This is a genomic window from Sinorhizobium fredii (assembly GCF_002944405.1).
Classification (GTDB): domain Bacteria; phylum Pseudomonadota; class Alphaproteobacteria; order Rhizobiales; family Rhizobiaceae; genus Sinorhizobium; species Sinorhizobium fredii_C.
This window is the reverse complement of the sequence record NZ_CP024307.1, coordinates 1751828-1765213: the sequence shown is the minus strand read 5'-3', so window position 1 is coordinate 1765213 and position 13386 is coordinate 1751828. Positions and strand designations below refer to the sequence as shown.

Genomic DNA, 13386 nt, shown 5'->3' with positions numbered 1-13386 from the left:
AACCCCAGCCAACCCAACGACGTCGACGATACCGAGCCCAGTTCTCCAAGGGGCGCACTGATCATGGATACCGTTGCAGCACTCTTCCACGGCTTCGCCGTTGCCGTCACGCCCTACAACCTGTTCTGGTCCCTGGTCGGCGTGACGCTTGGCACGGCAATCGGCGTCCTTCCCGGCATCGGCCCGGCGCTCACGGTCGCCCTGCTTTTGCCCGTCACTTACGGGCTCGAGCCGACCAGCGCCTTCATCATGTTCGCCGGCATCTACTACGGCGCCATGTATGGCGGCTCGACGACCTCGATCCTGCTCAACACGCCGGGCGAATCCGCATCGATCGTAACGGCGCTCGACGGGCATGCCATGGCCCGGAAGGGCCGCGGGGCGCAGGCGCTCGCGACGGCCGCGATCGGCTCCTTCGTCGCCGGTACCATTGCAACGGTCGCGCTCACTTTCGTCGCGCCGCTGATGGTCAAGATGGCGCTTCTCTTCGGCCCCACCGAGTATTTCGCACTCATGGTGCTTGCGCTGACGACCGTCACTGCGGTCCTGGGCGACTCGCTCTCGCGCGGCCTCGCAAGCCTGTTGTTCGGTCTGGCGCTCGGCCTTGTCGGCCTCGACCTGCAGACGGGCCAGGCACGCTTCACGCTCGGGATTGCCGAGCTTCTGGACGGCATTGACGTGGTGGTCGTCGCCGTGGGTCTCTTTGCCGTGGGCGAAACGCTGTTCACCGTCGCGCGCCACTGTTTCGAGACCGAGGAAATCTACCAGCTCAAGGGCTCGAAATGGCTGAGCCGCGAGGACTGGCGCCGCTCTTGGAAGCCGTGGCTGCGCGGAACTGCGCTCGGTTTTCCGATCGGCGCGCTGCCGGCGGGCGGCAGCGAGATTCCGACCTTTCTCTCCTACCTGACCGAAAAGCGTCTTTCGAAGAACCCGGAAGAGTTCGGTCATGGCGCAATCGAGGCGGTGGCGGGGCCGGAGTCAGCCAACAACGCCTCTGCGGCCGGCGTGCTCGCTCCGCTGTTGGCTCTCGGTCTGCCGACCTCCGCGACGGCGGCGATCATGCTGGCGGCGTTCCAGCAATACGGCATCCAGCCCGGGCCGCTGCTCTTCGACAGCAATCCCGAGCTCGTCTGGGGGCTTATTGCCAGCCTCTATATCGGCAATGTCATGCTGCTTCTGCTCAACCTGCCACTGGCCGGCGTCTGGGTGAAGCTGCTGGCCATCCCGCGCCCCTGGCTCTACTCGGGAATCCTGCTGTTTGCGACGATGGGTACTTATACCCTCAACAACAACATCGTCGACGTGGCGCTGCTGTGGATCATCGGTCTCATCGGCTTCGGTATGCGGGTCCTGAACGTCCCGGTCGCGCCCTGCATTGTTGGTCTCATCCTCGGGCCGCTCGCCGAACAGCAGTTCCGCCGTGCGCTGACAATCAGCCAGGGTGATGCGAGCGTTTTCTTCACCCATCCGATTTCGCTGGCGCTCATCGTCATCGCCTTAACGCTCGTCCTCGTTCCCACCGCTTTGCGCTGGCGTGCCGCGCGGCAGGCGAGAGAAGCCGCGAACCACGTCTGAGCCATGCCGTCTGTCATCGATCAACCAGGAACACCGCCATGTCGAACGTAAAATACCTCCCGGCCGACGAACTGATGGCCTTCGCGACGAAGATATTCGCGGCGACCAGAATGTCCGACGCCGATGCGGCGACGATTGCTGGCGATCTGGTCAAGGCCAACCTCCGCGGCATCGACTCTCATGGCGTGTCTCGGATCCCGATGTATGTCGAACGATTACAGCGGGGGCTGGTAAATCCGAGGCCTAATGTCACCGTGTCGAAAGTCGCTGGAGCAGTCTCCCTCGTTGATGGGGACAACGGCATGGGCTTCATCGCCTCGCACCGAGCGACCGAAGAAGCCATCGCACTCGCCAAGACCAACGGTATCGGCCTCGTCGGCGTCCACCGCAGCACGCATTTCGGAATGGGGGCGCTCTATGCGCTGCAAGCGATCGAAGCGGGCTACATCTCCATGATCTTCACCAATTCGTCGCCGGCGATCCCGATGTGGGGCGGCCGCACCACCTTCCTCGGCGCGAGCCCCATTGCGGCCGGCATTCCGGGCGGGGAATACGCTCCCTACGTCATGGACATGGCAATGACGGTGATTGCCCGAGGCAAGATCCGGCTGGCGGCGATGAAAGGCGAGAGCATCGCGGAAGGACTTGCCCTCGACGTCGACGGCAATCCGACAACGGACGCGGCCAAGGCCTTCGAAGGCGTTTGCCTGCCCTTCGGCGGCGTCAAGGGCTCGGTGCTCGCGACACTGATGGACCTGATGTCCGGCGTGCTCACCGGGGCGAATTTCGGCGGCGACGTGAAGAGTCTCTATTTCGATCACAGCGAGCCGCAGAATGTCGGCCACCTGTTTTTCGCCATCAAGCCCGACCTCTTCATGTCGATCGAGAATTTCGCCGCGCGCATGGACGAGTTCTACGAGCGCATTAAGGCGCTGCCCAAGGCAGCGGGCGTCGAGGAAATCATGATGCCCGGCGAGCCGGAGCAACGCCGGGAAGAAGAACGGCTCAGAACCGGCATCCCGATCACCGAGAATGTGATTGCCGACCTGACCAAGGAAGGCGAACGCATCGGCGTGATGTTCCCCATTGGGCGGTCGTCTGGCGAGGCTGCCTGATGGCTCTCAATCTGTTCTCCGCCCATATCGGCTATCTCTATACCGAGCTGCCCCTGCTGGAGAGGATAGCGGCTGCCGCAGGCTCGGGCTTCACCGCAGTCGAGCATCCGCAGCCCTTTGCAATCCCCGCAACCGAGATGCGGGCCGAACTTGCCCGCCATGGCTTGGTGCTGTCGCAAGTCGCCGCCGGCATGGAAGATTCCAGCAAAGGCGAGAAGGGTCTCGCGGCGCTTCCCGGGCGGGAACCGGATTTCCGCGAAGGATTCAACCGGGCGCTCGATTACGCGATCGCCGTCGATTGCCCTTTTGTGCATCCGATGGCAGGCGCTCCGACAAACGCCGAAGTCTCCGCCGTGGCGGAAACCTATCACCGCAATCTGGGCTATGCCGTCGAGCGGACGGCAGGAACGAGCGTCAAGATCCTGGTCGAGGCGATCAGCGAGGCGGCGGTGCCAGGCTATTTCATGTCGACGCTCGACCATGCCAGCCGCATCCAGGATATCTTCGGTCCCGGCAATCTCTCGCTGCTGCTGGACGCATTCCACGCCCGCGCCAACGGCGTCGCGCTGGAGAATTGGATTCCGGCCAATGCCCACAGGATCGGTCATGTCCATATCGCCGACCATCCGGGCAGGCATGAGCCGGGGACCGGATCGATCGATTTCGAAGAGCTGCTCGGCACTCTTGCAGAACAGGCCTACGGGGGCGCGATCGGCTTCGAATACACCCCTTCCACGACCACAGTCGACAGCGCCGCCTTCCTGCCTCGCTGGAAGCAACTCATGGCGGTCAAGCTCGAGCAAAAGAGGCAAGACAGGAGACCCGCATGATTACAGCAATCAATCCGGCGAACGGCGGCGAACTGGCACGGTTCGAAGCCCATGACGACGCCTATGTCGATGCCGCGCTGAGCGCCGCGGCGGATGCCCAGAAGGCTTGGCGAAAGGTGCCGGTCGAAGAGCGGGTCGGGCTGCTGCGCGGCATGGCAAGGGTACTGCGGGCAGGCAAGGCCAGATATGCCGAGATGATTACCCTCGAGATGGGCAAGCCGATCGTCGAATCGGAAGCCGAGATCGAGAAATGCGCCTATAACTGCGATTTCTATGCCGAACATGCGCCGCAGTATCTCGCCGATGAACCGGTGGCCTCGAATGCGTCGGAGAGCGTCGTCGCCTTCGACCCGCTGGGTGTGGTTCTGGCGATCATGCCGTGGAACTATCCGTTCTGGCAGTTCTTCCGCTTTGCCGCTCCGGCCCTTGCCGCCGGCAACGGCGCGATCCTCAAGCATGCCAACAACGTGCCGCAATGCGCGCTGGCGATCGAAGAAATCATGAAGGAGGCCGGCTGCCCCGAAGGGCTGTTCGCCACGCTGCTGATCGAGCCTGCAAAAGTGGCCGCCATCATCGCCGATGACCGGATCGCCGCAGTCACCCTGACCGGGTCGACCGAAGTCGGTGCGATCGTCGCGTCGCAAGCTGGCAAGGCGCTGAAGAAGCAGGTGCTCGAACTCGGCGGATCGGACCCGTTCATCGTGCTCGCCGATGCCGATCTCGAGGAGGCTGCCGCCGGCGCCGTCAAGGCGCGTTACATCAATGTCGGCCAGTCCTGCGTCAACGCCAAGCGATTCATCGTCGAGGAGGCGGTCGCTGATCATTTCGTCGAGCTTTTCTGCGCGGGTGTCGCAAAGCTGAAGATTGGCGATCCGATGAAGCGCGACACGAACATCGGTCCGATGGCGCGCGCCAATCTGATGGGCGGCCTGCATGCGCAGGTCGAAAAGACCGTCGCTGCCGGCGCAACGCTCAGGATGGGCGGCAGGCCGATCGACGGAGAAGGTTTCTACTATTCGCCGACGGTGCTCGACCATGTGACGCCGGAGATGACGGCGTTCCGAGAAGAGACCTTCGGACCCGTCGCCGCGATCATTCGGGTGAAGGACGCCGGCGAGGCGATCCGGCTCGCCAACCAGACCGAATTCGGCCTCGGCTCGGCGATCTGGAGCCGCGATGTAGACCGGGCCCGCACCCTCGCCCGCGAGATCGAGGCGGGTGCGGTCTTCATCAACGGCATGGTCGCCTCTGACCCGCGTTACCCCTTCGGCGGCATCAAGCGCTCCGGCTATGGCCGCGAGCTCGGCGTCTATGGCATTCGCGAGTTCGTCAACATCAAGACCGTCTGGATCGGCCCGCCGAAGGCACAAGCGGCAATTTTGCGGCCCAAGGAGTTGAAGACGAACGATCGCGGGGGCGGTGCTCGCACCACACCGCTTGTGACCCGCGGTTGCGGCTCCACCAGCATGATCAACGGCATCACAGCGTTCGATCCCGGAGCGGCCATCGGCCTGCACAAGCACAACTGCGAAGAAAGCGTAATGGTCATCGAGGGCAAGGCGATTGCCGAGATAGACGGCGTCCAGCATCACCTCGATACCAATGACACGACCTGGATTCCGGCAAACGTTCCGCATCGGTTCATCAACGCCACCGACAAGCCAATGCGCATCTTCTGGACCTATGCGTCCATTGACGCGACCCGGACGATGATTGCGACTGGAGAGACCCGCACGATCGATGCCGAGCACAGCCCCGCAAACCCATAAGGGGATCCGGAATGTTTGTTGAGGTCGCGGAAATTGCGGTTGTGGCAGGACAGGAAGGCGCCTTCGAGGCGGGCGTGGCAAAAGCCGCGTCGCTCTTCCTCCGCGCCAAGGGTTGCCATGGCGTGTCCCTCCACCGAGTCGTCGAAACGCCAATATCTAGCGGCTTCTGGTAAAATGGGAGACAGTCGAAAATCACATGATCGATTTCCGCAACTCTGCTGATTTCCAGGAATGGCGGCGGCTGGGTCATGTGGCATTTCCACATGCCCCTCGCCTGGCTGCTCGGAGCAATGATCGCTAATGCTTGGCAGCGCTGATGCGGCTCCCTATCGCCATGCCGCCAGTCGCGCGGCCGCAATGACGGCTGCTATCGGCGCGATGCTTGGCACATCCTTCTCTCCCGCAGTCTTTGCGCACGCACCGTCTTGGTTGATAGCACTGGCGGGCATGGCTGTCTTCATCGGTGCAGCGGGCGGGATTTCCTACCTCTACTTCAGATGGATTGCCGGATTTGACCAGCCGACAGCATTCTTTGCCGGCATGCCCGGTGGCCTCGTGGAGATGGTCACGCTAGGAGCCGAGCGCGGAGGGAGCGGATGATTTCGTTGATCCATGCCGCACGGATATTCCTCGTGGTCCTAGCACTTCCCTTCATGATCGGTGTTCTGACCGGCCAGCCTCTCTCCCGAAGCGGGCGCAGCTACGTGTCGGTCGAGGAAGTGAACGTGCAAGATCTGCTCTGGTTTTCTGCTGCGGTTCTCGGTGGCGCGGCTCTCGGCCGCAGCGACCAGCACAGGCTCGACAAAGACGGCCCTCTTCTTCTTCAGGTTCACCGCCGGCGAATCCGTCCGGATTGCCTCGAGCAATTCGCGCAGCTTGGCCGACTCCGCGCATGTCCAGCCGGTTGCGCAGCCGCCGACATAGACAAGCCCACCCCTCCTCCTTGCCGCCAGCAGCGGCCGCCCGATCGCGCCAGGTACGGTAGGCGGCTCGAACCCAACGATCACGAAGCTGTCGCTGCGCACGCCCGTGATCTTCTGCCAGTCGGGCCGACGGCCGGAGTGATAGGGCTTGTCACGGCGGTTGGGGACTATCCCCTCGAGGCCGCGCTCGCGTGCGAGCCGAGGACACGCTGCAGCATGCCGAATTCGGAGCGGCCGTGCTCGTCGAGCACGACCGCCTCGCCGTCGAGGATTGCGGTCTTCAGCCCAAGAAGCCGCGCCTCGGCTGCGATAGCCGGGAAGCGATCGGTCCAGTCATAGCCGCCCCGCGTCATGATCCGTACCTGGCCGGACTGAACGGCTAGCCTGTACCCGTCCCACTTCACCTCAAAGGTCCAGTCCGGCCCCGGAAGGTGGTCTGTCGACAAGCGTCGCCAGGTATGGATCGACGCGTCCCGGCACGGAGCCGGGCGTAGGTGGGTCAGGCGGTTTCCTCGAGAACGCTCTTGCCATTCGTGCATTCACACGCAAACGCCCCCAATCGGATCGCCCCCTCGAAATTTCGTGGAGAAAAGATGAGCCCGATCGCTTACGGGGGACCAGCGAGCTCATCAGTCGAGACGGGAAGTGATTTTTGCTGTGGGTTCATCTTAACAGGCGCGGCAGGCTTGTCGATTAAGCCTTAGATACATACTAGGCTTCGGGACTAATCCCTTCGTCGCTGTCGAGTAGCGCTTTCAGAAGCTGCCTTCTGTTCTTCATATCGAACTCTCGCATCAGGTACAGGACCCCCAAGCCCTCCATCACCGCCGTGTGGCTTTTCGGGTCGACCTGGTGCACTTCGCACCAGTCGGAGACGACCTGCTCAACAAGCTCGACCTCGGTCTCCATCGTCGGTGCAATCTGAATCTTTCTTGTTGAATGCGCCATCAAGGCTCCTCCCAAATGCACGCAAACTTACATCGAACATGGAAAGCCGGCGCGTACGACAAGCCCTAGCGGGGGTTCGGGACCTCTGCGGTCTGCGGTGTGTAGACGACCATTTCCGTTTTATTTTCCGACCAAGCCCCGCCGATCGCGAGGTAAGCCAGAATAACGCCAACCGAGAGCAACAGCAGGCTGATCGGGAACGCGGTTGAGGCCTTCTTTTCGGGCATATCTTGACGATGCAGGCGATACATTGAGCCCTCCCTTGTAGTTCAGGAGAACGAAGATGGCGTTCGCGGGTTCCCTGCCGGCGGGACATTAGAAACTTTCTGTCTCCCGAAAGCGGTATCAGTGACGGGGAAATAGTCATCGCCCTGCTCAATCGGCTAAATGAAGGCCGGCTTAAGATAATTCCGCAGGCGAAAACATGTCTAGAGTTCGAGTGGGCAGAGCCCGCTTGGCGATGGCTCTGCCGCAACATCGAAAACAACTGCTCTCGATAAAGAGCGCTGAACTGGACGACCTTTTCGAAAGGCGCTGCCGGAAGTCCGTAAGGGACAACGCCGCTCGAACCATGCCCCCGCCGATCGGCAGTTTACCAATTACTATTTGTGAGCACGTCTCGCAGGGCTTCCTCCCTCCTTATGCCCGACTGGAACAGGTCGATCAGCCTTTGCGCGAGTATTTCCGCTTCTTCGCTGTCGGCCCGGAGCTTTCGAAGCTCCAATTCGCAGTCGAAAACTCTCTGCAGCAGACAGAGGTCGTCCGGTCCGAGAGGAGATTCACAAGTTACTTGGCTGGCAGGATACATGACGCGACTCCCTCAACTGAGGCGAAAGCGCAACGTCCCTTCTTCAAGCTTTTAAGCGGCTGATTCAAGGCTATCGCGACACTTCGCCATCCACGCCAAGCTCGACGAAATCATCGTATCCATGCGTGAGACCCGAAACCACGTGGTCGGCCTCGAACATGAACAGCCGGAGCACATCGCGGCGGCAGTCGAGCGGGAAGCAAGAACTGATTCGCACTGCTCTTTTGCTATCATCGACCACGGAGCAACTGGAATGAGTTCTGACCAGCGGACCATGTTGTCAATCGCGCTTACTGCGGTGATCGCTATTTTCGCGGCGACGATGATCGGATTATTCTTGGCTTAATTAATCTGCAGGTGACCTGAAGCGACGGTAACCGCCAAGGCGAAGCCCACTCCGCCGCTGCGATGTCTACCACCAGAAGAATTACGGAAAAGCGAGAGCTGCGAGGAACCGCAGCCTCCGCCGTTGGCGCCGAATGGCGATCGTCAGGTTTCGTTTCTGCTCGGTCCTCGAGTATTCACACAAGCAAAGCGCCCGCCGATCAGCAGCACGGGCGGCTTCATCGTGCGCCCAGCCGCCCGAGATCGCGATCAGTCCAAGTACAGCCGCGCCAGTATCGACCGCAATTCTCGCCTCGCTCTCTGCTTCGTGTCGCGAGCACTCCTCCTGTTGGCGCCGGATGCAAGGCGCTTGTTGACCTGGATCTGCTCCACGTGCACTGCCGCCCTCGCCTGCCTGTCTTCAGTAGGGCGGACGACCAGTCCTTCCGTTGCAGCAGCCCCGACCGAGCAACTGCCACGCAGCATCGCACAACTCCCCCTGCCCTACCTGACCTCAAAGGGATTTTAGTCTGGTGCCGGCAGCATGCTGAGGCGGTCAAAGGTCTGACGCGCCACCAATTCTTTTGCTCTAAGAGAGACCGCCGTTGAGTGGCTACACTCCTAACTCCGTTTCCCGGCGAGCTGAAGCCAGCTTCGTTGAGGCGACGTGCGCAGCGCATCCAATTCACCTTGCAGGGAGAACTGATTGCTCAGCCGTCCACTGGAGAACAGAAAACCAGACCCGATTGATCTTCAAGTTGGCCGAAGAATCCGAGCGCGGCGTCTCTTGACGGGCATGACACAGAGCGCGCTCGCGATGGCCGTTAGCGTGACATATCAACAGATACAGAATACGAAAACGGCCTCAGCAAGGTCGGCGCAGGTCGACTTCAGGCAATTGCCCATGCTCTCGATGCCTACGAGCCACACTCCCTGGACCCCATGATCGATCGATGACGGACAATTATCCCAAGGAAGGAGCTAGCGTCATGTCTCCCACGGATTTCAATCCTCTGAAGCCACCGGCATCATAAGAGCTGGCGTGGCTGCAACGCGACGCGCTTCTTGGAGGCATGTCGATCGCGTACGAGTTGGCCGCTCGGGCCGACGGGTTGCGGTGGTCGATCAGCCGGATCGGCGGCGGCGTGACCGTCCGCACGACTGCACTCCTCGCGTCGGTGTGCCACGACTATTTTGCGGAATAGCGACCCGCCTCCGTGGGACTGCGATCGGGAGATGCAGGCAATTGGTCGACCGGCTCGGCGCCTTCCGTCTTGTCGAGGTACAGCATGAGCGCGGTGACGAGATGGTAGAAAATTGAGGCCGGCACCTCGGTCGCGAGTGCCCTGCCGTTTTCATCAATGCGATCAATCCACATGCCGAGGGGCGCCGGGTCGATGTGCCAGTGAAACAGGCGGGCCACCCGAGACTCGATTTCGGGCTTAAGACCCGGTCCACCGGTGCCTTCCAGCCCGAGCGCGGCCTTGATTGCCTCGGCCTGCGGCCAGCTGCGAGAGACGAGGTCGAGCGGAAGGCCCGAGCGCGACACCGCGCCATAGGCGAGCCCGGTCGAGCGATTGAGCCCGTTGGCGACCGCGGAGGCGTAGAGCTTGCGGGCAAAGGTAGTCAGATCGGCCTGCCCACTCTCCGCTGCGAAATCAACCAACAGCGAAGCCCACTCGAAGTGATGGCCGGGCTCGGTCCACTCGCCCTTCTCGCCGCGGGCAGGCCTCCAAGCTTCGTCGAAATATTCGCCGACCGTCCAGTTTTCCGCATCGAAAAAATGGCTGCGGAAAAGATCGATGATACCGGCAGCACGCCGCAAATAGCTCCGCTCTCCGGTTGCCGCGTACCAAGCCAGGAAGGCTTCAAGCAAATGCATGTGCGAGTTACTGCGCCGTCGCTGCCCGCTCCCCTGCGAGGTTTCCAAGAAGCCGGTCAGTCGTTCATCCTCCAGATGCGAGTCCAAGAATGCAAATGTCTCCTGGCCGAGCCGTAGCGCATCGGAATTGCCGGCCTGATGAGCGTAGGCGAGCATAAGCATCACGCACGCGTGATCAAAAGCGTCCTCACAAGCGTCGGCGACCGTGCCGTCTACGTGGAGCATCCGCGCCCAACCGCCGCGTTTCGTACGCCCCTTCTCCATGAAAGTGATACCGTGTGCGATCAACCGGTCGGCATCACCTTCCCACCCGCGCAGCTTCGCCATTGAAAAGGCACAGACCTGGCGGGCCATCGTACGCATGCGCTTCGGCTTCATAAGCGGCATAGCCTCGAAGCTCAGCGCTTCGTGGAAACCGCCGTGACGCTCGTCGACGCCTGCGGTCGACCACAGCGGCAGCGTTTCGTCGAACAACCAGTGGGCGACGCGCTTCCTCCAGGCGCCGGGCAGCAGCACGCGGCCGGCCGCGGGTGTGAACTTCCCCTCCAGGCGCCCGCTCCTCTCCAGTTGTTCGACGATTCGTCTGACGTCCTGGCTCTTGGCAACAGGGGCAACAAAGGTCGCGTCGGCCGTTGCCACGATCGCGATGTCCCTTAGCCCGACCACCGAGAGCAGCCGGCCCTGACTGCGCAGGTAGGAGTGCTTGCAGTCGATCGCGATAACGTCGCCTGCCACGACGTTGCCCTTCGCATCCGTACGACTGATGTCGAGCAGAGACTGCCAGGAACCGAGATCGCTCCACTGGAAGCTCGCCGGTACCATCGCGATGTCGCTAGCATGCTCCATGATGGCATAGTCGATCGAGATAGACGGTATCGTCGAATAGAGCCCAAGCGGCAAATAGGTGCCCGACAGATCCCTGAACGCTGCTGCGAGCGCGCGCTCCGTCTTTACCCACATCTCGACCTGGTGTTTGCGGAAAGCGGAGCGCATGGTGGTGGCGCGGAACAGGAAAATGCCGGCATTCCAGAGAAACTTTCCAGACGCGATATAGGCTTTGGCAGCCTTGAGACCGGGCTTCTCGACGAAGCGGGCGACATCTCGGACATCGCCATCGCCGACTACCTCGATATAGCCGTAGCCGGTCTCCGGGCGGTCCGGCCAGATGCGAAGACAACGAGCTTTCCCGCTTGAGCGGAAGTCACGCCCCTTTCCACGGTTTCCCAGAACTGCTCGTCGGTGGAAATCTCGTGGTCGGAGGGAACGGTCAGAACCAGCCCGTCACCGTGGACGGCAATCGTCTCGAGTGCGGCCACAGCTACGGCGGCGGCCGTGTTTCGCCCGATAGGCTCAAAGATCAGGTGCCCGCCCGCCAATTCGATGCCAGCAATGTCAGATCTCACCCGGTCGGCATGGCGCTCCGAGGCGATCACGTAGACAGGCGTATCGCCGGCTCCCCTGGCCCCCAACCGCACGACGGTGCTGGCGAGCATCGAGCCGTGGCCGACAAGGTCGTGGAACTGCTTGGGATAGTCCTCGCGCGACAGCGGCCAAAGCCGCGAGCCGACGCCTCCACACATCACGAAGCAGGAGATCCGCTCTGCCATGCACTCGCCCTTCCTTCCGGGGGATGGGATGCCGCGCGATCGTCTTCACCGCGCTAAAGGCTCTGGTTATAGGCGCCGACCTCCGCATGCTCCCGGAGTATCCGGTCGATAGCCTCGAACATCGCATGCCGGCGCGCTCCCGAAACGGGGCTTTCCACTACCACGACCAGTTCCGGCTTGTTGGAAGAGGCCCGAACCAGTCCCCAAGTCCCGTCCTCGACTGTGACCCGCACGCCGTTGACGGTGGTGAGATCGATGATCTTCTGGCCGGCGATCGGCAGTCCCTCCTGCCGCATCGTCCAGAAACGCTCTTTAGTGTGCTCGACGACGGCGTACTTGACCTCATCGTCGCAGTATGGAGACATCGTCGGCGAGGCCCAAGTCACCGGCAGTGCCCGGTAGAGATCGGCCAAGTTGCTGCCCGGATTGCGGTCAAGCATCTCGCAAACGGCGATCGCGGCGGCAAGCCCATCGTCGTAGCCGCGCCCTAGCGGGGGGGCGAAGAAGAAATGGCCCGACTTCTCGAATCCCGCAATGGCCCCCAATTCGGCGACCCTGCGCTTGATGTAGGAGTGGCCGGTCTTCCAATAATCGGTGTGAGCGCCGTTTGCCTGCAGCACCGGATCGGTCGCAAACAGGCCGGTCGATTTGACGTCGACCACGAAGGTCGAAGCCGGATGCAAGGCGGAAAGATCCCGCGCCAGCATCACTCCAACCTTGTCGGCGAAGATCTTCCTGCCTTCGTTGTCGACGACCCCGAGGCGGTCACCGTCGCCATCGAAGCCCAGTCCGACATCCGCGCCGCTTTCCAGCACCTTGTCGCGAATGGCGCGCAGCATCTTCAGGTCCTCGGGATTGGGATTATAGCGAGGAAAGGAATGGTCGAGCTCGCAGTCGAGCACGATCACCTCGCAGCCGATCCGCTCCAAAACCTCAGGCGCGAAAGCGCCGGCCGTGCCGTTGCCGCAGGCCGCGACGACCTTTAGTCTCCGACCGATGCGCCTGCAGCGGACCAGATCGTCGATATAGCGCCGGCGGAAGTCTGGAACGAACTCGTAGGCTCCGCCGCCGGTCAGGTCGAAGTCGGCTTCCAGCACGATTCTTCTCAACTGCGCCATCTCGTCCGGCCCAAAGGTCAACGGACGGGCCACGCCCATTTTGAAGCCGGTCCAGCCGTTTTCGTTGTGCGAAGCGGTCACCATCGCCACAGAGCGCGTGTCGAGCGCGAACTGCGCGAAGTACGCCATCGGAGACAGCGCCAGCCCGATGTCCTTGACGCGCGCGCCCGCGGCCATCAGCCCGCAAACCAACGCGAGCTTGATTGCCAGCGAATAGGAGCGAAAGTCGTGTCCCGTCACGATTTCCGGGCCGGCGCCCGAGCGTCGAATGAAGGTGCCGAGCCCCATTCCCAGCGCCTGCGCGCCCATCAAGTTCAGCTCCGGGGTCTTGCCAGCACCGGGTCGGCCGAACCACCAACGGCCATCATATTCCCGAAACCCGGTCGGCCTTATCAACGTCCTTGTCTCGTCGGTAAGCTTGTCGGGTCCGGCATGTTGGAGGGGCTCAGGCGCTTGTGACGAGCCGGCACGGACGATTTTCACCTGC

General features: G+C 62.0%; 9 protein-coding genes and 4 pseudogenes. 8 read left to right on the top strand and 5 right to left on the bottom strand.

From position 1 onward, the window contains the following. The first annotated feature begins 63 nt into the window (after positions 1–63). The 7 genes and pseudogenes from NXT3_RS08605 (at position 64) to NXT3_RS08580 (ending at position 5889) form a co-directional block, all read left to right on the top strand. Entirely contained in the window at positions 64–1575 is a 1512-nt protein-coding gene (locus NXT3_RS08605; protein ID WP_104839127.1) for a tripartite tricarboxylate transporter permease, read from the top strand. 38 nt (positions 1576–1613) lie between these two features. Next, entirely contained in the window at positions 1614–2690 is a 1077-nt protein-coding gene (locus tag NXT3_RS08600) for an Ldh family oxidoreductase (protein ID WP_097524741.1), read from the top strand. Continuing rightward, the gene (locus NXT3_RS08595; protein ID WP_097524740.1) at positions 2690–3520 is read left to right on the top strand and encodes a hydroxypyruvate isomerase family protein; all 831 of its coding nucleotides are present in this window, start codon (positions 2690–2692) and stop codon (positions 3518–3520) included. The genes NXT3_RS08600 and NXT3_RS08595 overlap by 1 nt, the downstream gene beginning before the upstream one ends. Next, positions 3517–4893 (top strand): annotated as a pseudogene (locus NXT3_RS08590) (NAD-dependent succinate-semialdehyde dehydrogenase); the annotation flags it as partial. The gene NXT3_RS08595 and the pseudogene NXT3_RS08590, both read left to right, overlap by 4 nt. A 93-nt stretch (positions 4894–4986) precedes the next feature. After that, positions 4987–5289 (top strand): cupin domain-containing protein, encoded by a 303-nt coding sequence (locus NXT3_RS32305; RefSeq protein WP_272938886.1) that lies wholly within the window; start codon positions 4987–4989, stop codon positions 5287–5289. Between the two features lie 11 nt (positions 5290–5300). Continuing rightward, on the top strand, positions 5301–5462 hold the full coding sequence (locus NXT3_RS32300; RefSeq protein ID WP_234819673.1) for an antibiotic biosynthesis monooxygenase family protein: 162 nt from the start codon (positions 5301–5303) through the stop codon (positions 5460–5462). A 184-nt stretch (positions 5463–5646) separates the two neighbouring features. Then, positions 5647–5889 (top strand): AbrB family transcriptional regulator, encoded by a 243-nt coding sequence (locus tag NXT3_RS08580; RefSeq protein ID WP_210207160.1) that lies wholly within the window; start codon positions 5647–5649, stop codon positions 5887–5889. A gap of 38 nt (positions 5890–5927) precedes the next feature. On the opposite strand, the pseudogene NXT3_RS08575 reads toward NXT3_RS08580, so the two are convergent. From NXT3_RS08575 to NXT3_RS08565, 3 genes and pseudogenes are all read right to left on the bottom strand, one after another. Further along, positions 5928–6743 (bottom strand): annotated as a pseudogene (locus NXT3_RS08575) (non-homologous end-joining DNA ligase). A 180-nt stretch (positions 6744–6923) separates the two neighbouring features. Continuing rightward, positions 6924–7160 carry a hypothetical protein gene (locus NXT3_RS08570; RefSeq protein WP_097524738.1) on the bottom strand — a complete coding sequence of 79 codons (237 nt, stop codon included), beginning with the start codon at positions 7158–7160 and terminating at the stop codon, positions 6924–6926. A 65-nt stretch (positions 7161–7225) separates the two neighbouring features. Further along, positions 7226–7411 (bottom strand): hypothetical protein, encoded by a 186-nt coding sequence (locus NXT3_RS08565; protein WP_103451176.1) that lies wholly within the window; start codon positions 7409–7411, stop codon positions 7226–7228. 616 nt (positions 7412–8027) lie between these two features. Here NXT3_RS08565 and NXT3_RS33060 point away from each other — a divergent pair. Continuing rightward, positions 8028–8164: pseudogene (locus NXT3_RS33060) on the top strand (low affinity iron permease family protein); the annotation flags it as partial. 1317 nt (positions 8165–9481) lie between these two features. On the opposite strand, the pseudogene NXT3_RS08545 reads toward NXT3_RS33060, so the two are convergent. Further along, positions 9482–11781 (bottom strand): annotated as a pseudogene (locus NXT3_RS08545) (AGE family epimerase/isomerase). 53 nt (positions 11782–11834) lie between these two features. Beyond that, a complete protein-coding gene (locus NXT3_RS08540) occupies positions 11835–13382 on the bottom strand; it encodes a phosphomannomutase/phosphoglucomutase (protein WP_104839958.1) in 1548 nt (515 codons plus the stop codon). Positions 13383–13386 lie beyond the last annotated feature (4 nt).